This window comes from Thalassospira indica, assembly GCF_003403095.1.
Lineage (GTDB): Bacteria > Pseudomonadota > Alphaproteobacteria > Rhodospirillales > Thalassospiraceae > Thalassospira > Thalassospira indica.
Genome location: NZ_CP031555.1, coordinates 230,941 through 250,747, shown reverse-complemented (window position 1 = coordinate 250,747; position 19,807 = coordinate 230,941). Strand labels below are relative to the sequence as shown.

Annotated in this window: 21 protein-coding genes; 19 read left to right on the top strand and 2 right to left on the bottom strand. The window is 55.2% G+C overall.

The features are described from left to right. The first annotated feature begins 26 nt into the window (after window positions 1-26). The 3 genes from DY252_RS01160 to DY252_RS01150 are packed head-to-tail and all read left to right on the top strand — an operon-like array spanning window position 27 to window position 2,919. A complete protein-coding gene (locus tag DY252_RS01160) occupies window positions 27-977 on the top strand; it encodes a carbohydrate ABC transporter permease (protein ID WP_082923372.1) in 951 nt (316 codons plus the stop codon). A 2-nt stretch (window positions 978-979) separates the two neighbouring features. Beyond that, window positions 980-1,834, top strand: coding sequence for a carbohydrate ABC transporter permease (locus tag DY252_RS01155; protein ID WP_063086125.1), 855 nt, complete (start codon window positions 980-982; stop codon window positions 1,832-1,834). 5 nt (window positions 1,835-1,839) lie between these two features. Continuing rightward, window positions 1,840-2,919, top strand: coding sequence for an ABC transporter ATP-binding protein (locus DY252_RS01150; protein WP_064787978.1), 1,080 nt, complete (start codon window positions 1,840-1,842; stop codon window positions 2,917-2,919). A gap of 63 nt (window positions 2,920-2,982) precedes the next feature. On the opposite strand, the gene ddpX is transcribed toward DY252_RS01150, so the two are convergent. Further along, a complete protein-coding gene (gene ddpX / locus DY252_RS01145) occupies window positions 2,983-3,543 on the bottom strand; it encodes a D-alanyl-D-alanine dipeptidase (RefSeq protein WP_064787979.1) in 561 nt (186 codons plus the stop codon). Window positions 3,544-3,562: 19 nt separating this feature from the next. Here ddpX and tsaB point away from each other — a divergent pair, with 19 nt between their 5' ends. Both tsaB and rimI read left to right on the top strand, forming a co-directional pair. Next, window positions 3,563-4,363 (top strand): tRNA (adenosine(37)-N6)-threonylcarbamoyltransferase complex dimerization subunit type 1 TsaB, encoded by an 801-nt coding sequence (gene tsaB, locus DY252_RS01140; RefSeq protein ID WP_082923373.1) that lies wholly within the window; start codon window positions 3,563-3,565, stop codon window positions 4,361-4,363. Next, the gene (gene rimI, locus DY252_RS01135; protein WP_064787980.1) at window positions 4,360-4,878 is read left to right on the top strand and encodes a ribosomal protein S18-alanine N-acetyltransferase; all 519 of its coding nucleotides are present in this window, start codon (window positions 4,360-4,362) and stop codon (window positions 4,876-4,878) included. Before tsaB ends, rimI begins: the two co-directional genes overlap by 4 nt. Before the next feature lie 166 nt (window positions 4,879-5,044). On the opposite strand, the gene DY252_RS01130 is transcribed toward rimI, so the two are convergent. Beyond that, window positions 5,045-5,293, bottom strand: coding sequence for a sulfurtransferase TusA family protein (locus DY252_RS01130; protein WP_064787981.1), 249 nt, complete (start codon window positions 5,291-5,293; stop codon window positions 5,045-5,047). A 253-nt stretch (window positions 5,294-5,546) separates the two neighbouring features. On the opposite strand from DY252_RS01130, the gene DY252_RS01125 reads away from it, so the two are divergent. The 14 genes from DY252_RS01125 (at window position 5,547) to DY252_RS01060 (ending at window position 19,765) form a co-directional block, all read left to right on the top strand. Next, window positions 5,547-5,969: a Fur family transcriptional regulator gene (locus tag DY252_RS01125; protein WP_008888851.1), complete on the top strand. Its 423-nt coding sequence runs from the start codon at window positions 5,547-5,549 to the stop codon at window positions 5,967-5,969. A gap of 162 nt (window positions 5,970-6,131) precedes the next feature. Continuing rightward, window positions 6,132-6,926, top strand: a complete 795-nt coding sequence (gene olsB, locus DY252_RS01120; RefSeq protein WP_040822534.1) for a l-ornithine N(alpha)-acyltransferase — start codon at window positions 6,132-6,134, stop codon at window positions 6,924-6,926. Further along, window positions 6,923-7,828, top strand: coding sequence for a lysophospholipid acyltransferase family protein (locus tag DY252_RS01115; RefSeq protein ID WP_064787982.1), 906 nt, complete (start codon window positions 6,923-6,925; stop codon window positions 7,826-7,828). The genes olsB and DY252_RS01115 overlap by 4 nt, the downstream gene beginning before the upstream one ends. A gap of 169 nt (window positions 7,829-7,997) precedes the next feature. Further along, window positions 7,998-9,389, top strand: coding sequence for a tRNA (N6-isopentenyl adenosine(37)-C2)-methylthiotransferase MiaB (gene miaB / locus DY252_RS01110; protein ID WP_082923374.1), 1,392 nt, complete (start codon window positions 7,998-8,000; stop codon window positions 9,387-9,389). Continuing rightward, on the top strand, window positions 9,386-10,489 hold the full coding sequence (locus DY252_RS01105) for a PhoH family protein (protein WP_082923375.1): 1,104 nt from the start codon (window positions 9,386-9,388) through the stop codon (window positions 10,487-10,489). Before miaB ends, DY252_RS01105 begins: the two co-directional genes overlap by 4 nt. After that, complete coding sequence (gene ybeY, locus DY252_RS01100; RefSeq protein WP_064788306.1) at window positions 10,473-11,063, top strand: rRNA maturation RNase YbeY; 591 nt, start codon at window positions 10,473-10,475, stop codon at window positions 11,061-11,063. Before DY252_RS01105 ends, ybeY begins: the two co-directional genes overlap by 17 nt. Window positions 11,064-11,142: 79 nt before the next feature. After that, on the top strand, window positions 11,143-12,084 hold the full coding sequence (locus DY252_RS01095; protein ID WP_064787983.1) for a hemolysin family protein: 942 nt from the start codon (window positions 11,143-11,145) through the stop codon (window positions 12,082-12,084). After that, window positions 12,077-13,654 (top strand): apolipoprotein N-acyltransferase, encoded by a 1,578-nt coding sequence (gene lnt, locus DY252_RS01090; RefSeq protein ID WP_064787984.1) that lies wholly within the window; start codon window positions 12,077-12,079, stop codon window positions 13,652-13,654. The genes DY252_RS01095 and lnt overlap by 8 nt, the downstream gene beginning before the upstream one ends. 111 nt (window positions 13,655-13,765) lie before the next feature. After that, the gene (locus DY252_RS01085) at window positions 13,766-14,236 is read left to right on the top strand and encodes a helix-turn-helix domain-containing protein (RefSeq protein WP_008888859.1); all 471 of its coding nucleotides are present in this window, start codon (window positions 13,766-13,768) and stop codon (window positions 14,234-14,236) included. Between the two features lie 306 nt (window positions 14,237-14,542). Continuing rightward, the gene (metK, locus tag DY252_RS01080; protein ID WP_064787985.1) at window positions 14,543-15,715 is read left to right on the top strand and encodes a methionine adenosyltransferase; all 1,173 of its coding nucleotides are present in this window, start codon (window positions 14,543-14,545) and stop codon (window positions 15,713-15,715) included. 144 nt (window positions 15,716-15,859) lie between these two features. Next, the gene (gene trmB / locus DY252_RS01075; RefSeq protein WP_064787986.1) at window positions 15,860-16,579 is read left to right on the top strand and encodes a tRNA (guanine(46)-N(7))-methyltransferase TrmB; all 720 of its coding nucleotides are present in this window, start codon (window positions 15,860-15,862) and stop codon (window positions 16,577-16,579) included. A gap of 510 nt (window positions 16,580-17,089) precedes the next feature. Continuing rightward, entirely contained in the window at window positions 17,090-17,590 is a 501-nt protein-coding gene (rimP, locus tag DY252_RS01070) for a ribosome maturation factor RimP (RefSeq protein ID WP_008888869.1), read from the top strand. Window positions 17,591-17,599: 9 nt separating this feature from the next. Then, the gene (gene nusA, locus DY252_RS01065) at window positions 17,600-19,156 is read left to right on the top strand and encodes a transcription termination factor NusA (protein WP_063086093.1); all 1,557 of its coding nucleotides are present in this window, start codon (window positions 17,600-17,602) and stop codon (window positions 19,154-19,156) included. An 18-nt stretch (window positions 19,157-19,174) separates the two neighbouring features. Further along, the gene (locus DY252_RS01060) at window positions 19,175-19,765 is read left to right on the top strand and encodes an RNA-binding protein (protein ID WP_008888871.1); all 591 of its coding nucleotides are present in this window, start codon (window positions 19,175-19,177) and stop codon (window positions 19,763-19,765) included. Window positions 19,766-19,807: the final 42 nt, after the last annotated feature.

Below are 19,807 nucleotides of genomic sequence, written 5' to 3'. Positions count from 1 at the left end.
CGCCTCCATAAATAGGCGAGAATGTCATGGCCGAACCGGCACCGGACGTGTTGCAGCGTTCCGAAGATCGAAAATTCACACTCAAGTCTGGAAAAAAGCGTTGGCGGCCGCAATGGAGTGCGGGGATGGCGCTTTTCCCGGCGATGACAATCACGATTGTCTGCTTTTACGGGTTCATCATCTGGACTTTCGTCATTTCACTGACCCGTTCACGGCTTTTGCCTGTCTATAAATTCACCGGCTTTGAGCAGTATGTCCGGCTGTTCGCCAACGAGCGCTGGTGGACGGCAATGCAGAACCTGGCCATTCATGGGTTCCTGTTTATCGGTGGCTGCGTTGTTTTTGGCTATTTTCTGGCGATTCTGATTGATCGCGGTGTCAAGGCAGAGGGGATGTTTCGAACGCTCTTCATGTTGCCGCTTTCGATGTCGTTCATTGTCACCGGTGTGATTTGGCAATGGGTGATGAATCCGGGGCTTGGCCTGCAAGAGGCCGTGCGTGCCCTTGGTTGGACCGGGTTTGAATTCAACTGGATCGTGCGCCCCGACAGGTCGATTTATACGCTGGCGATTGCCGGAATCTGGCAGCAGGTCGGGCTGTGCATGGCGCTGTTTCTGGCCGGTCTTCGCAACATTGATCCCAATATCTGGAAAGCATCGCGCGTCGATGGCATCCCGGTATGGCGGGTTTACCTGCACATCATCACCCCGATGATGCGCACGGTTTTCTTCACGGTCTTTATTCTGATGAGCGCGATTGTGATGAAGGCGTTTGATCTGGTGGTCGCCCTTACCGGTGGTGGACCGGGCTTCTCATCGGATCTGCCGGCACGGTTTGTTGTCGATCATATCCTGAACCGTCAGGAACTTGGTCTGGGGGCGGCCGGTGCGTTTGTCCTGCTGTGCACCGTGATTGCCGTGATTTCCCCTTATATCTATTTCGAGCTCAAAAAAGAGCGCGGCGGGCGGGGGCATTGATCATGCGATATAATCGTTGGGCCCTTTATGGATTGCTTTGCCTGGCGGCCATTATGATCATGGCCCCTGTTTTCATCATGATTTCGACATCGCTGAAATCAATGGATGAAATCAGGAATGGCAGCATCTTCACTCTGCCAGCCGACCCAAGCTTTGCCGCCTGGAGCAAAGCCTGGTTTGGTGACTGCACGCAGACACTTGGCGAAAAATGCGGCGGGTTGTCATCTTCGTTCATGACCTCGGTACAGATCGTCATCCCGGCCTTGTTCCTGTCGGTCGGGCTTGGGGCGGTGACGGGCTATTCGCTGGCAGTGTGGAAGATGAAGGGGGCGAATGTGATGTTTGCAGCCCTTCTGGTGGGCATGTTCATTCCCCCGCAAGTAACGCTTTATCCCCTAATCATCATGATCCGCGAATTGGGGATTTTCGGATCCATTCCGGGTCTTATTCTGGTGCATGTCATTTGGGGTGTTGCGTTTACCACGATGATGTTCAGAAACTTTTTCAAAACCGTTCCGCAGGATCTTTTGAAGGCAGCCCGCATTGACGGGGCCGGGTTCTGGCGATTGTTCTGGCATGTGATGTTGCCATTGTCGCTGCCGATCCTCGGTGTCGCGATGATTTTGCAGTTCACCTACATCTGGAACGACTTCCTGTTGGGGCTGACATTTGGCGGGCGATCTGGCCAGCCGATGACGGTGGCACTGAACAACCTTGTCGGATCCCAGTTCGGCGAGAAGGAATACAATGTTGATATGGCTGCAACCATGCTGACGGCCTTGCCCACACTGGCGGTTTATCTGCTTTCTGGGCGGCTGTTTGTGCGCGGCATTGCCGCAGGTGCAGTGAAAGGATAACGGGAATGAATGGCGTCGAACTGCGCAATGTGACCAAGGCCTATGCCGGGATCACGGTGATGGAAAACATCAATCTGGAAATCGCCGACGGGGATTTTCTGGTGCTATTGGGGCCATCGGGGTGCGGCAAATCAACATTGCTGAACATGATTGCCGGGCTGGAACCAGTGACGGGGGGCGCGATTGATATTAACGGGCGAGATGTAACAGCACTTGAGCCGGATGAGCGCGATATCGCGATGGTGTTTCAATCCTACGCCCTCTATCCAACCATGTCGGTGCGCAAGAATATTGGCTTTGGCCTTAAGATGGCGGGCATGCCCAAGCCCGAAATCGAAGAACGGGTGAACGAAGTCGCCGAACTTTTGCAGATCACGCCGCTTCTGGATCGCAAGCCATCGCAGCTTTCGGGGGGGCAGCAGCAACGTGTTGCCATTGGCCGGGCGCTGGTGCGCGAACCCGCGGTCTTTCTGTTTGATGAGCCATTGTCGAACCTTGATGCCAAGCTGCGCGCGGATATGCGGATCGAGCTCAAGCGTTTGCATGAACGTCTTGGCCGTACGATTGTCTATGTCACCCATGATCAGATCGAAGCAATGACACTGGCAACCAAGGTTGTCGTGCTTGATCGCGGCAGCATCCAGCAGGCCGACACCCCGGAAAATGTATATCGTCGGCCGGCAAACCGGTTTGTCGCAAGCTTCGTCGGGGCGCCGACGATGAATTTCGTCGATGGCACCCTTGTTCGCGATGGTGATCAGGTCTTTTTCGATACCGGTAACGGGAAATTGCCGCTGGTTGATGTTCCCGCCGAGGCCAGCGATCTGGTCGGGCGTTCGATGACGCTGGGCGCACGTCCGGAACATTTGATGTTTGATGATGCCGGAATTTCGGCGCGCGTCGTGCTGGCGGAGCCGACCGGCCCCGATCAATATGTGCGCCTGGCGGTCGCCGGTGCGGAAATGACTGCCCGAAGCGGCCCGGAACAGGCCTTCAAGTCGGGATCAGATATCGGGGTCGTGATTGATGGCGCGCGGATGTCGCTGTTTGATGTGGAAAACGGCAAGGCGCTTTTGCACGGCTGAGTTTGATCGTTTGCGGGCCTTGGAATTGAAAAATGGCGGTGCCGCAATGCACCGCCATTTTGTTTATTTGACCATCATTGGTTCGGGCAGCGAACTGTCGGAAAACAGCGGATAGCGCGCCCGTGCGTTTGGCAACTGATAGTGCCACCATTCATGATCGTAATATTCGAACCCGGCGCTGACCATAATGCCAAGCAGCAGGAAGCGGTTGGCTTCGGCCTCTTTGGAGATCAAATCAGAGCCGTGATAGGACCGGATATGCATTTCATCAAACCCTGCCCCCATATCCAGTTCCTTGCCGTTTTGATCAATCAGCGTTAGATCAATGGCCACACCACGACCATGTGGCGATCCGAAATCCGGATTGGCGACGAAATCGGGGTTGGGCGAATGGTTCCAAAGGGCCCGTTGGGCTTCCTGAGGACGAAACGCATCAAGAATGCGTAATTTCACCCCCTGACGACGCGCCATGGCGGCGGCCTTTTTCAGACAGGTAGCGGCATCCGCGTGAAGATAGCAGGCAGGTCGTGTATAAATCGGTGCCCCGGTGAAATTGCGATCCGTGGCATAGACGATATCAATTTCGACATCATATTCGTAAGGCGTAATTTCGACCAGCGCCATCGCCGGAGGCTCCCTGTTCTTGTCGTTCACCGATTACATAAAGAAGATGCTGACTGGACAGTCGCGCATATCAGATCGCGCCGACCATAGCGCATCAGACGCTGCAAAGACAAAGGCGGAAAAGTCCGGTCCGACAATTTTGGCGATTGATACGGCATCAACGTCGCTGTCGACGGCCGTCTTGATAAATGGCGAGGTCAAAGGCGAACTTTATGAAGATATGGAACGCGGTCAGGCAGAGCACCTGATGGGTTTCATTGCCAAGACGCTTGAGACCGCGAAAGTCGACCTTGTCGATCTTGACGGGATTGCGGTGACGGTTGGTCCGGGGGCGTTTACCGGCATGCGTATTGGCCTTTCGACGGCGCGTGCGCTTGGTCTGGCGCGCAAGATCCCGGTGGTCGGCGTCAGTTCGCTTGAAGCGGTCGCCTATGGCGTGACGGAGCGCGATCATCAGGGCCGCAACATCCTGGTCGCGCTTGATAGCAAACGAAACGAGATCTTTGCCCAGGCCTTTGATGGCAAAAAACGCCCGCTTAGCAATGCCGAATGTGTCGCCCCGCGTCAGGCCCTGATGATGGCGCCACCCGGTGATACCTTGCTTGCCGGGGATGCGACCCCGCGCCTTCTGACCGCAGCCGCCCATGCGCCGGACGCCTTTTATGATTGCACCGCACCCGGCCTTCCGCGGGCGGGCAATGTGGCAAGGATCGCGGCCGCACGTTGGGAAACCGGAGAAAACCTGGCGCCGGTGCCGCTTTACCTGCGCGCGCCAGATGCAAGACGCATCGAAGATCAGGGACCGCAGAAAAAGAAATGAGCCCGGCCAATTCCAACGATGGCAGTTCTGGTTATGATGCCTCGCAGATTGTGCTGGTGCCTTTGACGGCGGCCTTTGCGACGGTGGCAAGTGCGCTTCATGCCGAGGGGTTTGATGATGCCTGGGATGAGGATGCGATTATCCGGTTGCTTGATGTGCCCGGTGCGTTTGGCATTCTGGCTTATCGACCCGGCGATCAGGCCAAAAATGCGAAAGACCAGCCACTTGGCTTTGTTCTGATGCAGACTGTGCTCGATGAGGCGGAAATCAATACCATCACGGTTGCCCCGGACGCCCGGCGCATGGGGGTTGGACGCGCATTGCTTGATGCGGTCAAGGGTCGCCTCGTGGCGGCGGGTGTTAACCGCATCTTGCTGGAAGTCGCAGTCGATAATGATGGCGCGATTGCGCTTTATCGTCAGAACGGCTTTGCCGAAATCGGGCGTCGCAAGGGCTACTATGCCCGGCCCGATGGCCGAAAAGTTGATGCCTTGGTCCTCGAACGACTGATCTAGATAATTTTTTCGACGCCGTTGACCTTTTCGATCTATGGCAGGAATTTTTGTTTGCCAATAGGGTGTTAGGTAATCTGGAACAATTTTAATCGATTATACCCACATAATGAGTGTGGTTTTGAGCGCCAACCTGTTGTAGTGTAAGCCTGCATCGGAACTGGCGGTTTTATGATCCCTTGCGGATTATGAGTCGGTAGGTTCCCGGTGTATCAGTGATTTCGGCCAGTTCGACGACTTCGTCGCCCATCTCGGTTACCGAGCGCGGAACGTTGTTTAACGGTTCACCAGCGCCAAGGGTAACCTCCAGAACCTGACCCGGTGTCATGGTTTCAAGTTTGAGGCGGGTGCGCACAAATGTCATCGGGCAGACGTCGTTTGTGATGTCTATTTTATGGTCGGGGGTTACGGTGGCCATGTTGGTCTCCTGCCTTGATGCGTAACTTTGAAGTAGCGCCCTTCATCGCAGGTAGCAAGTGGCCAGAAGAATGCCGATATGATTGTGATTGCAGGGTGTTAGTACCGGCGATCTACAGGAAGCGGAATTTATCGCGAATTCAACCTTGCGATATGTGGCGGATTTTTCAATATTGAGCCACAAGAGATCGACGCCAGAGACACGTCTCGGCTGGGGACAGGTGGAACCGGAAACGGAAACGAGAAACAAGACAATGCTTGCAGAATCAACTATCGAGCAGAAATGCATCGACGCGGGCCTGAAAATGACGGGCCAACGCCGGGTGATTGCCCGTGTGCTCTCTGAGTCCGAAGACCACCCGGACGTTGAACTGGTTTATCGTCGGGCGACCGACATTGATCCGAAGATTTCGATTGCGACCGTATATCGTACCGTGCGCCTGTTCGAAGAGGCGGACATCCTTGAAAAACATGATTTCGGCGATGGCCGTGCGCGTTACGAGGAACTGACCGAAGAACATCACGATCACCTGATCGACATGCGTTCGGGCGAAGTGATCGAGTTTTCGAACGACAAAATCGAAAAGCTTCAGGAAGAGATCGCCAAGGAACTGGGCTTCCGTCTGGTGGGGCATCGTCTTGAGCTTTACGGTGTTCCTTTGAAAGACGGCAAGTAATTCCGTCGTTCAATCGCGCACTGAACTTACACTTTTTAAGGCCACTTGCTGAAACAGGCAAGTGGCCTTCATAATTTTGTTACCTGTTCTTCACAAAGCCTTCACTCGCTCTTCACGCCGTTCTTGCGCAAAATCCGTGCAGTTGAACGAAAGGGTGTTGTCATGCGTGACGAAAAACAGCTTCAGCGGCTTGAGGTTCGCCTTGCCGAGAATGAAAACGAAATTCTCGCCAGCCAGAAGCTTCGCTACAAAGTGTTCTATGAAGAACGCGGCGCCAAACCGACCGAGGAAATGGCAGCCGAAAAGCGCGACTTCGATCACTATGATCCGCTCTGCGATCATCTGCTTGTTCTCGATCACAATCGCGGTGCCGGTGCCGATGCGGTTGTTGGTACCTATCGCCTACTGCGCCAGTCAGTAGCCAACGAGCATGGCGGCTTTTACAGTGCTGATGAATACCATATAGAAAGCATGCTTAATGCGGTGAAAGATACCGGCGAGATCATGGAACTGGGTCGTTCCTGTGTCGAAGCCGAATACCGCACCATGCCGACCTTGCAGCTTCTGTGGCAGGGGATCGCGGCCTATGTTTTCAAATACGACATCAAACTGATGTTTGGCTGCGCGTCCTTCCATGGCACCGATCCGGATGCCTTCAAGGATGTCCTGACCTATCTGCATCACAATCACCTTGCCCCCGAAGACATGCGTCCGCGTGCGATTGCTGATCGTTACGAGCCAATGATGCGTGCCGAGATCGATGGCATTGATCAGCGCCAAGCACTTCGTGATTTGCCGCCACTGATCAAGGGCTATCTGCGTCTGGGTGGTTTTGTCGGTGACGGGGCGGTGGTCGACCATCAGTTCAACACCACCGACATTTGCATCGTGTTGCCGACCGAAAAGGTAACTGATCGCTATTACAAGCATTACGAACGTACCGCGAGGGTATCGTGAACTGCTATGGGTGCGCTGCCATCCGCCTGATGGCCTATGTGCTTCTGACACTGGTTTTTTTGCCGGTGCAGATCGTTGCCATTGCAGCACGCTTGAAGCTGGCTGAAGAATTGCCGCGGTTCTATCACGCACTTTGCCTTCGCATCCTGCATATCGAAGTTCGGGTTTCGGGCGTTGATATGATGGACGGGCCGGGCGTTATCGTTGCCAATCACGCATCCTATCTTGATATCCCGGTGCTGGGTGCTTTGACCCGTGGCAGCTTTATCGCCAAGACCGAAGTCGCCGACTGGCCGGTGTTTGGTTTGCTCGCCAAACTTTCACGCACCACCTTTATCGAACGCCGTGCAACCCGATCCCGTGAACAGAACGATCAACTGAGCCAGCGTTTGGGAAATGGTGACAAACTGATCCTGTTCCCGGAAGGGACAAGCAACGATGGTAACCGGGTGTTGCCGTTTAAGTCGACCCTGTTTGCCGCGGCAGAGCGGGTTATGCCGGATGGATCGCCGGTCAAATTCCAGCCGATTTCGATTGCCGCCACCCGTCTTGACGGCGCGCCGATTGGTCGCGATTTGCGGGCATTTTATTCCTGGTACGGGGATATGGACTTGGCACCGCATTTGTGGCAGTTTCTCGCGCTTGGCAAGGTGACGGTCGAGATTGTCGTCCATTCACCCGTGACGCTGGCAGATGCGGCCGGATCACGCAAGGAACTTGCCCGGATGTGTGAAGCCCGCGTTGCCCAGGGACATCAGGCAGCTTTGCGTGGCCTGCATCAGGGTGTGCCGGTTCAGTTGATTGACAGCGATCTTTCGGGCGAGCTGATTGGGTTTTCGCCGCTTGCGATCATTTCGGAAGATTTTCGACTGTTTGGTCCGGATCGACAGTTCGGCTCCTGACCGTTTTGCCGTATAATGCCCCGGTTGATGTGAAATTCGGTTTCACCTGACCGGGATTTCAGATAACGAGATGTCCGAGGAGTTCCGATCACCGATTGTTCGGAACTCAGGCGCGGTGTGAGTGATCACACCGCTTTTCGGCGTTTTGAGAGAGCGAAACGGATCTGGCGTGACTGAACCGAAGAAACTTTTTGTAAAAACATATGGCTGTCAGATGAATGTCTATGACAGCCAGCGCATGCAGGATGTTCTGGCGCCGCTGGGTTACCAGCCGGTCGACAGTGCCGAGGGGGCCGATATGGTCATCCTCAATACCTGCCATATCCGCGAAAAGGCCGCCGAAAAGGTATTTTCCGATCTGGGCCGCGTGCGCAAGCACAAGGAAGCCAAGGAAGCCAATGGCGGCGACAAGATGATTGTCGCCGTTGCCGGATGCGTCGCGCAGGCCGAAGGGGCCGAATTGATGAAGCGCGAACCGATGGTCGATATGGTGTTTGGTCCGCAGACCTATCATCGCCTGCCGGAAATGGTTGCCCGTGCCAATCGCGCGGTTGGTCGTAATCGCATCGTCGATACCGACTTCCCAGCCGAAGAAAAGTTTGATCATCTGCCAGAGCAGGTTTCAAAACAGGGCTATTCAGCGTTTCTGGCCATTCAGGAAGGCTGTGACAAGTTCTGCACGTTCTGTGTTGTGCCTTATACCCGCGGTGCGGAATATTCGCGTCCCGGTGCCGATGTCATCCGCGAAGCCAAGCAGCTTGTCGCCCATGGCACGCGTGAACTGACCCTGTTGGGGCAGAACGTGAATGCCTATCACGGCGAGGCACCGAATGGCGGCGAATGGACGCTGGGCCGGTTGTTGCGTGAACTGGCTGAAATCGACGGGCTTGATCGCATTCGTTACACCACCTCGCACCCGCGCGATGTCGATGAGGATCTGATTTCGGCGCATCGCGATCTTAAAAAGCTGATGCCGTTCCTGCATTTGCCGGTTCAGGCCGGTGGCGACCGTGTTTTGCAGGCGATGAACCGCAAACACACCAACGCGGATTATCGTGATATCGCCAAGCGGCTGAAAGATGTCTGCCCTGACCTTGCACTGTCTTCGGACTTTATCGTTGGCTTCCCTGGTGAATCCGACAAGGATTTCGAAGACACGATGGAAATCGTGCGCGACATCACTTTCATTCAGGCGTTTAGTTTCAAATACAGCCCGCGCCCGGGTACCCCGGCGTCGGCGATGGAGCTGCAGGTGCCTGAAAAAGTCAAAACCGAACGCATCATGCGCCTGCAGGCGCTACTGGCGGAACAGCAGTTGGTGTTCAACCAGAACAGTGTTGGCAAGGAGATGGATGTCCTTCTGGAACGCCGGGGTAAGTATGAAGGCCAGTTGGTGGGCAAAAGCCCCTATATGCAGCCGGTTCATGTCAGCGGTTTGCCTGAATCAGCCCTAGGACAGATCGTTCGCTTGAAAATCACCGAAGCGCTGCCTAATTCCCTTGGCGGCGAACTGGTCGACGCCACCCGAAACGACCAGAAATCTGAAAGGAACGTTGCGTGAGCGGCACCCCTACGAAAAGCAAGACCAACACCAAAACCAAACACGCCCCAAAGGATTCCGATCAGATCGAGTTTCAGGACAACGCGATTGCGCAAGTGTTGTACGGCCCGCAGGCCGAAAATCTGACGCGTTTGTCTGAACGGACCGGTGTACAGGTTTCAAGCCGCGGGCTTGTGGTGATGCTGGCCGGTGATCCGGCCAAGGTTGCACAGGCCAAAAAGGTTCTTGCGCAACTTTATGCGCGTCTGCGTGACAAGGAAATAGATCATATCGATGTCGAAACGGTGGAAGGTGCTGTGCGTCTTTCCGAACCGGACGACACCGATCCCTGGAGCGGCCAAACCAAGGATATGTTTGGTGCATCACGTTTGACGATCCAGACCAAAAAACGTCGTATTTCGCCGCGCTCCAAACGCCAGAAGGACTATGTCGAGGCGATCCTTGATAACGAGCTGATCTTTGGCATCGGCCCGGCCGGTACTGGTAAGACCTATCTGGCGGTCGCGATGGCGGTGCAGGCGTTTATTCTGGGTCAGGTGGATCGTATTATTCTGTCGCGACCGGCGGTCGAAGCCGGTGAACGCCTTGGCTTCTTGCCGGGTGATCTGAAAGACAAGGTCGATCCGTATCTGCGCCCGCTTTATGACGCGCTGCATGACACGCTTCCGGGGGATGTGGTGATCAAACGCATGGAAAGTGGCGAGATCGAAGTTGCCCCGCTGGCCTTCATGCGTGGTCGTACCCTTTCGCACGCCTTTGTCATTCTGGACGAGGCGCAAAACACCACGCCGATGCAGATGAAAATGTTCCTGACCCGTCTGGGCGAAGGATCGCGCATGGTGGTGACCGGCGACATGACCCAGATCGATTTGCCCGATGGCACGAAATCAGGTTTGCGCGATGCACTTGAAACCATTGGTGATGTCAAAGGTGTTGCCACGATCAAGTTCGATCAGCGTGACGTGGTGCGCCATCACCTTGTGACCAAGATTGTCCAGGCCTATGACGCGGCGGATGCCCTGCGTGATCGCCTGAAAAAGGGCTATCGCGGGGACAAGGACAGCGCTGCCAAGGATGCGGGTGATGACGGCACCGCTTGAACTGGACCTTGAGGTCGAAGCGGGCGACTGGCATCAGGACGAGATCGCGGCCATCGAAGCCGCCGTGATCGCGGCCCTGGATGGTGCGCTTGGCGACGGTGCCCTTTGGGATGACAACGCGGTGCCGACCGACGGGACCGAAGATGAAGGCGATGGTGCATCGCTTCTATCGGTTGCCCCGGTGATCGAGATCGGGGTGCGTTTGTCAGATGATGCATCGGTTCAGATCCTCAATCGTGATTATCGCGACAAGGACAAACCGACCAATGTGTTGTCCTTTGCCGCCCTTGAAAGTGCCGAGGATACTGATGCGTTTATGATGGCGCCTGATATGCCGCTTATGCTGGGTGATATCGTGATTGCGCGTGAAACATGCGCACGTGAAGCCATCGAACAGCAAAAGCCACTGAAAAATCATCTTGTTCATCTTGCAGTTCATGGCACGCTGCATCTTGTCGGCTACGATCATATGGTTGATGATGAAGCCGAGGAGATGGAAGAGCTTGAACGTCAAATTCTTGCCGGACTTGGGATTGATGATCCCTATGCACCGATTGAAGATGAGCCTAACTAGATAACGGTTTGTTTGAATTAAAGGATGTCGAACCCGACCCATGAACGACTCTAGTCAACGCGACGACGACCACGAGAGTATGCGCCCTCGCACTGGCGAGGATACAATTCAGGACGCTGAAAACGGCTCCTTATGGGATAACGTGGCCTCGGCCTTGGGGTTCAAGCGTGGCAAATCCCGCAACGGCGAAGCTTCGCTCAGCGATACGCTTGAAGAACTCGCCGAGCGGACCGAACAGGATGAAGAGCCGGTCTCGCTGCACGAACGTTCCCTGTTTGAAAACATCATTGCACTTCGCGACATGACGGCAGAAGACGTCATGATTCCGCGCGCCGATATTGTGGCGGTTCCCAAGACCATCGCACTTGAAGAACTGGTCGAAGTGATGGTCAAGAAGGCCCATTCACGGCTTCCGGTGTATGGCGATACCCTTGATGACATTGCCGGCATGGTTCACATCAAGGATGTGCTGGGCTGTGTTGCTGCCGGTCGGGAATTCAGCCTGCAGTCACTGCTGCGTCGGGTTTTGTTCGTGTCGCCGGCCATTCGGGTTCTTGATCTTCTGTCGGAAATGCGGCTGTCGCGCACGCACATGGCGCTTGTCGTTGATGAATTTGGCGGGATTGATGGTTTGATCACCATTGAGGATCTGGTGGAAGAAATTGTCGGCGAGATTGATGACGAGCACGATATCGACCAGACACCGAAACTTATCCGCCTTTCGGATGGTTGCTATATCGCTGATGCCCGGTTCGAGGTTGAAGACCTTGAAGAAAAGCTGTCCTTTGGACTGCTTGACGAGGATGAAGACGAAGACATCGACACGCTTGGCGGGCTTGTCTTCTCGTTGGCGGGGCGCGTTCCGGCGCGTGGGGAATTGATTGAACATCCAAGCGGTATTCAGTTCGAAGTCCTTGATGCAGATCCAAGGCGTATCCGTCGCCTGCGTATTCATATGATACGCCGGGAGGATGGGGATCCTGCCGCTGCCTTCGAAAAGCAGGAAAAAGCGGATGATTGAGGCCATGGCGCGCCGACTTGCCGGTCTTTCAGGCTGGCGCAGGCGTTTTGTGTGGTTGTTGTCCGGCGCGGTGGCGGTTTTGGCGCTGCCGCCTTTCTTTATCATCCCTGTTTTACCAATCTGCTTTGCGGTTTTGCTCTGGAGCCTTGAGGGTGTCCGCTGCAACAAGGGGGCGCTTTCTGCTGGCTGGTGGTTTGGCACCGGCCATTTTGCTGCAGGCTTTTACTGGGTCAGTCATGCCTTTCTGGTGCAGCCCGAAATCTATGGCTGGATGATTCCGTTTGCCCTTTTGGGGCTTGGCGGCGGATTAGCGATTTTTCCGATGCTTGCCGTTTGGGCGAGCTGGCGTTTGGGCAATGGCCTGATCCGGCGTGCCGTGTTGCTGGCCGTTTTCTGGGTGGTGGTGGAATATCTGCGTGGTCATATCCTGACCGGTTTTCCATGGAACCTTTTGGGCCATGTTTGGGCCATTGATGCGGCACCGATGCAGTTTGCCTCGGTTGTCGGGGTTTATGGCCTTTCTTTCGTCACGGCCCTTTTTGCAACTTTGCCTGCGACCTTTGTTGCCGGAAAATCCGGCAAGATAGCAGCCCTTGGCGGGATCATGATTGCGGTGGCCCTTTGGGGTGGCGGTGCGGTGCGCCTGATGATGGTTGGGCCCGCAGAGACCGAAGTTGCCCTTTCAGAGTTGCCAGCCGATGTGCCGATTTTGCAAATTGTTCAGCCCAATATCCCCCAACGGGAAAAATGGCTGCCCGAACTGCAAAACCAACATTTCTCGCTGCTGCTTGATATGTCGCGCCGACCGGAAACCCTGCGTCCGGATCAAAAACGCATCGTGATCTGGCCGGAAACGGCCGCGACCTTTTTTGTTGAGACCCAGACAGAGGCCCGCATGCAAATGGCCGGTGTGTTGGGGCCTGAAGACATCCTGATTACCGGGGCACCAAGGACCTATCCACGTGACACGGATGAATACAAGGTCTGGAACGCCATTCAGGTAATCGATGCCACCGGTCATATTGTCGCCAGCTTTGACAAGTTTCATCTGGTGCCATTTGGTGAATATGTACCGTTCAGATCCATCCTGCCATTCCCGAAACTGACAGCGGGCCGGACGGATTTCTCTGCCGGACCGGGGCCGCAGACCTTGTCTGTCAACGGGATGCCGAGTTTCTCGCCGCTGATTTGTTATGAGGTTATTTTCCCCGGAGCGGTGATTGACGACGATCATCAACCCGACTGGCTCTTAAATGTCACCAATGACGGGTGGTTTGGGCGCAGCGCAGGCCCATATCAACATATGGCCGCAGCCCGTTTTCGTACCATTGAGGAGGGGCGCCCCCTCGTAAGGGCAGCCTATACCGGGGTATCGGTTGCTTTTGATGCCTACGGGCGCAAGCTCACAGAGTTGGGTTTAGGGGAGAGGGGAATCTTGGTGCACCCCCTTTCGAGTAACAAAAACCATACAACAGTATATTATTTGTGGCGTGACTTGCTATTTTACGGTATTGTTACCTTCTTTGCCGTTCTCGCTATGGGATATAAACGCAACGCAAAATCCCTCTAGGCGGCTGAAAATTTTGCCAAACCGTCCAGAAATTGTCCCTCAAAACAAGGACGGATAGGCCGGAGTGAGAGAAGGAACTGCCATAAAATGTCGCCTAAGGATGAAACTAAGATGGTAAAGAACACACGCGGTCGGGGCCGTGGCCGGACCGCAAGTGGTGCTCCAAATCCTGTCGATATTCACGTTGGTGCGCGTGTTCGCTTGCGCAGGACTCTTCTTGGCATGAGCCAGGAGAAGCTTGGTGAAGCGATCGGCCTGACATTCCAGCAAGTACAGAAGTATGAGCGTGGTGCCAACCGCGTTGGTGCATCGCGTCTGTATGACTTGTCGAGGGTTCTTGAAGTGCCTGTATCATTCTTCTTTGACGACATGCCCGACGAGATTTCGTCGAAATCGGTGCATGAACGTCGGGAAATGTCGGAAAGTCCGGACCCGTTTGACAACGATCCGATGAACCGTCGCGAGACACTTGAACTGGTGCGTGCCTACTACCGGATTACCGATCCGAACCAGCGCAAGAAAATCTTTGAACTCGTCAAATCGATGGGTGCATTGCAAGGTACTGATTCCGATCAGAAATAGTCGGTTTGACCGATGGTTTTGGGCAAAAGACGTATTTCACAGACCGTGAATTACGTCTTTGTCTTTTGAGCACGACCACCCCTGATGCACTGCCATCGGGATTACGGTTTTGCGTCAATGATGCTTGACCTTCAAATAGCGATCGGGCACAACCGACGAAACAGTTCGACCCGGACTGACCATTGTGGACGGATTTGGACCGCTTGCCACCACATAAAAAAAGGCTAAGTGGGCGCTATCGATACGGCCTCGTATCGGGAGCCCTCCGGTCCAGTTTTGGAAACCCATTACCGGAGAAGGTCTTATATGTCTCTTTCCGATTATCTATTTACCAGTGAATCCGTCTCGGAAGGTCATCCGGACAAAGTCTGTGACCGCATTTCCGATTCCATCGTTGATGCTTTTCTTGCTGCGGATGAAGATTCGCGCGTCGCCGTCGAAACTCTTGCCACCACCAACCGTGTGGTTCTGGCAGGCGAAGTTCGTGGCCCTGAAAGCGTGACCAAAGAGGTCATGGTCGAAAAGGCCCGTCAGGCAATCCGTGATATCGGTTACGAGCAGGATGGCTTCCACTGGAAGACGGCCGAGATCGAATGCCACGTGCATGAACAGTCTGTTGATATTGCTCAGGGCGTTGACTCCGCTGGTGAAAAAGACCTTGGCGCTGGTGACCAGGGCATCATGTTTGGTTACGCTTGTAATGAAACCGATGAACTGATGCCGGCCCCGATCCAGTTTTCGCATCGTATCCTGCGCGCCATGGCCGCTGACCGCCACTCCGGCAAGGTGCCGCAGTTCGGTCCGGATGCCAAAAGCCAGGTAACCCTGCGCTATGCTGCTGGCAAGCCGGTTGCGGCAACGTCGGTTGTTGTATCAACCCAGCATGCCGACGGCCTTTCGCAGCGCGATGTTCATGAGCTGGTTATGCCCTATATCGAAGCAGCCCTTCCGCAAGGTTGGATGCCGCCGGCTGATGAAATCTACATCAACCCGACAGGTCGTTTCGTGATTGGTGGTCCTGACGGTGATGCCGGCCTTACCGGTCGTAAGATCATCGTTGATACCTATGGTGGTGCGGCCCCGCATGGTGGCGGTGCGTTCTCGGGCAAGGATCCGACCAAGGTTGACCGTTCGGCGGCTTACGCTGCGCGTTATCTTGCGAAAAACGTTGTTGCGGCTGGTCTGGCCGAGAAATGCACCATTCAGCTCGCCTATGCGATTGGCGTTTCCAAGCCGCTGGCACTGTACGTTAACAACCATGATACCGGCAATGTTGACGAACTGAAGCTTGGCGACGTTCTGCGTCAGCTGATGGATCTCAGCCCGCGTGGGATTCGTGAACATCTGTCGCTGTGCCGTCCGATCTACACGCCGTCTTCTGCTTATGGTCACTTTGGCCGTCAGCCGACCGAAGATGGTGGCTTCTCCTGGGAGCGGACCGATCTGGTCAGCGACCTGAAATCGGCATTTGGTGCTTGATTGGCACAAAGCGCGTTAAAAAGTGCGATTTGCCAAAATCGCATGACGTGATAAGAGGCGGGCGGCCCGGACATTTCGGGCCGCCCGTTTTGATTTTCAGTCCCGCTGATCCACAAATTCCGACCCTGATCGACAGAAACGACCATGCGCAACAAAGACCGTCCGCTTCCGACCCCTGATCGCCCGAATTTCTATGGCCGACGTGGCAGCCGTCCGCTTAAGGATTCTCGCAAGGCTCTTGTGGATGCCATGCTGCCAAAGATCGGGATTACCTATCCGGAGGGAGCCGGGGTCGATCCCAACAGCTATTTCGATGGCACGCCCGAACAGCTGTGGCTTGAAATCGGTTTTGGCGGCGGGGAGCATCTGGCCGGTCAGGCCGAGGCCAATCCGACGGTGGGGATTATCGGTGCGGAGCCGTTTATGGACGGGGTTGGCAGCCTGCTGCGCCATCTTGATGAGCGGAATCTGACCAATGTGCGCGTGGTGGCGGATGATTCGCGCCCGCTGCTTTATAAGCTGATTAATGCCTGTTTTGATCGGGCCTTTTTGCTGTTTCCCGATCCCTGGCCTAAGAAGCGCCACGCCGAGCGCCGCTTTATCGGGCCCAAGAATCTGGCGCTGCTTGCCCGTCTTCTGAAAGACGGGGCCGAGTTCCGGGTTGCCAGTGACGACATGCAGTATATTTCCTGGACGTTGCAGCACATGCATAACCATCCGGATTTCGAATGGCTGGCCGAAGGCCCGGATGATTGGCGCACGCCGCCAAGCGATTGGGTCAAAACCCGCTATGAGCAAAAGGCGCTGCGTCAGGGCAAGAAATGCAACTATCTCCGGTTCCGCCGCAAGCCACGTCAGTCCTGATTCTTGCCTGATTTGGATTCTGTCTGACGGGAGTCGGCAGGTTCAGGGCAGAGCTGCGATTCCGGCATGACGGGTTGATCACGGCACCCTGACTTTACTGTTTCATGAAGATAGGCAAAGCATGTTCGTCCCGACGGTTTGGATGTGTATGAGGCATCTATGCGCCCCAAACATGTTTTGTCCGACGTCCTCGAACGAGACAAAAGTCAGGCTGTGCAGGCGTTTGCCGGGTTGGTAGCGCACAGTGTCCGCCGGGCTATCGGGGGCGGGTGTTTTGATGTCGTCTATGATGCATGTCCGCAGTTTGCTGTCACGGGCGGAATCCTTAGGTTGAATGGCATCGGCAGCCGGTATCCTGACTTGATTTTTGCGTAAACCGGCTGTATAAGGCCGCCAAGCTTTTTGTAAATTCTGACAAAGAGTGGGCCCTGCGCCCGCTCTTTTGTGCTTTTTGGGGTATGGCATCGCTTTATGGCTGAGCTGATTGGACAACAGTTAAAAGACCCGTTGATGGCGAAAATCGTTGAGATTATCGAGCCGTCAATCAACGCGCTGGGCTTTGAGCTGGTTCGGGTTTCGATGACAGGTCAGGACCATAACATCCTGCAGATCATGGCAGATCGCCCGGGTGCGAAGGGCAGCATCAATGTTGAAGATTGCGCCCAAATCAGCCGTACGGTTTCTGCCCTGATGGATGTCGAGGACCCGATTTCAGGTGCCTATCACCTTGAAGTCAGTTCCCCGGGTATCGACCGCCCGCTGACCCGTGCCGCGCATTTTGACGTGTGGAAGGGATTCGAGGCGAAGGTCGAACTGGTGATGGCCAAGGATGGTCGTCGCCGTTTCAGCGGTGTGCTGGATGGGATTGAAGATAATGCGGTCGCCCTGATTGTAGATGGCGAACGTGTCTTGTTGCCGTTGGCCGATATCGCAAAAGCGAAATTGGTCCTGACAGATGAATTGATCGCGCACGTCACCGGCGACCGCCGGAACGACGATAACGCAGAATAGAGGTTGGATATGGAAGCAACTTCGGGAATGCCGCGGCCGGAACTTTTGCAGGTCGCAGATGCCGTTGCCCGTGAAAAGGGCATTGATCGTGACGAGGTTCTCGGTGCTATGGAGCAGGCCATCCAGAAGGCCGGCCGTTCCAGATATGGTCACGAGCATGACATTCGTGCACATATCGACCGCAAAACCGGTGAAATCAAACTCGCTCGTTACATCGAAGTCACCGATGAAATCGAAAACGATTTCACCCAGATGTCGCTCGAACAGGCACGTATTCGTGACGAGAACATCAATCTTGGTGAATTCCTGATTGATCCGCTGCCGCCGATCGATTTTGGTCGTATTGCCGCCCAGACCGCGAAACAGGTCATCGTGCAGAAAGTGCGCGACGCAGAACGCGAACGCCAGTACGAGGAATACAAGGACCGTGCCGACGAAGTTATCAACGGCGTCGTCAAGCGTGTCGAGTTTGGCAACGTTCTTGTCGATATCGGTCGTGCCGAAGCCATCCTGCGCCGTGAAGAACTGATCCCGCGTGAGACGGTTCGTCAAGGTGACCGGGTACGTGCCCTGATCCTTGATGTCCGTCGTGAACAGCGTGGTCCGCAGATCTTCCTGTCACGTACCCACCCGACCTTCATGGCAAAACTGTTTGCCCAGGAAGTACCGGAAATCTACGACGGCATCATCGAAATCAAATCGGTTGCCCGTGACCCGGGTTCGCGCGCGAAAATTTCAGTTCTGTCTTCGGACAGCTCGATCGACCCGGTCGGCGCCTGCGTTGGTATGCGCGGTTCGCGCGTCCAGGCCGTTGTTGCCGAACTTCAGGGCGAAAAAATCGACATCATCCAGTGGTCGGAAGACCCGGCGACCTTTGTTGTGAATGCTTTGGCCCCGGCCGAAGTCACCAAGGTTGTGATTGATGAAGAAACCAACCGTATCGAAGTCGTCGTTCCGGACGATCAGCTGAGCCTTGCCATTGGCCGTCGTGGTCAGAATGTGCGTCTGGCATCCCAGCTGACCGGTTGGGATATCGATATTCTGACCGAGGAAGACGAAAGCGAACGTCGTCAGGAAGAAGCACGCAAGCGTGCGGAAATGTTCATCAAGGCGCTTGATGTTGACGAAGTTATCGCCCATCTCCTCGTCGCCGAAGGCTTCACCTCGATCGAGGAAGTCGGTTACGTGCCGCTGGCAGAACTGGCCGAGATCGAAGGTTTCGAAGAAGAAATTGCCGAAGAGCTGCGCAACCGCGCACGTACCTTCCTTGCCGAAGAGGCCGAGCGTCTTCAGAAACGTCGCGAAGAGCTTAAGGTTGCCGATGATCTGGTTGAATTCCCGGGTCTGTCGCTGGCTGTTGTTGTTCGCCTTGGTGAAAACGACGTCAAAAACCTTGAAGATTTCGCGGATCTCGCCAGTGACGAGCTGATCGAATATGTCGGGGATGCCGATTCCATTACCATGGATCAGGCCAACGACATGATCATGGAAGCCCGTCGCAAGCTTGGCTGGTTCGAAGGTCTTGAAGAAGAGACCGAAGAATCGGCGGAAAGCGAAGAGGCCTAAGGTCGATCGGAGGATGCCATGTCGCATCGTAAAGGCGGCAAGGTAGCCGAGGTTCCGGAACGCCGGTGCATTGTCACCGGCGAAGTCCGGCACAAGGAAGATCTTCTCAGGGTTGTGATCGGGCCGGATGGTTCGGTTGTTCCCGACCTTGAGGAACGGCTGCCGGGACGGGGATTATGGTTGTGCCCGTCGCGGGATGTGGTAAATACCGCCTGTGCAAAGAACGCCTTTGCCCGGGCGGCCCGGCAAAAAGTCGTGGTCGACACCGCACTTGCAGACCGGATCGAAGAGCTGCTGACGCGCAAATGCATCGATCTGTTGTCGCTGGCGCGGCGTGCAGGACAGGCTGTTGCAGGATTTGAAAAGGCCCGTGCCCAGATTGCCGAGGGCGCAGCCTTAGTATTGGCGGCACGCGATGGTGCCGCAGACGGAAAATCAAAGATCGAGGCCAAGGCCCGGGATCTGCCGATTTATTCCGTTCTGGATGCTGCTGAAATCGGCGCGGCCTTTGGTCGCGAAAAAGCAGTACATGTGGCCGTTGCGCCAGGAGGTCTTGCCAATCGGTTGGGGCGTTCGTGCAAGCGGCTTGAAGGATTTCGCGCTGTCTGAGATCAGACGAGCGCCAGACGGACAGGACAGGGTCGGCGTATG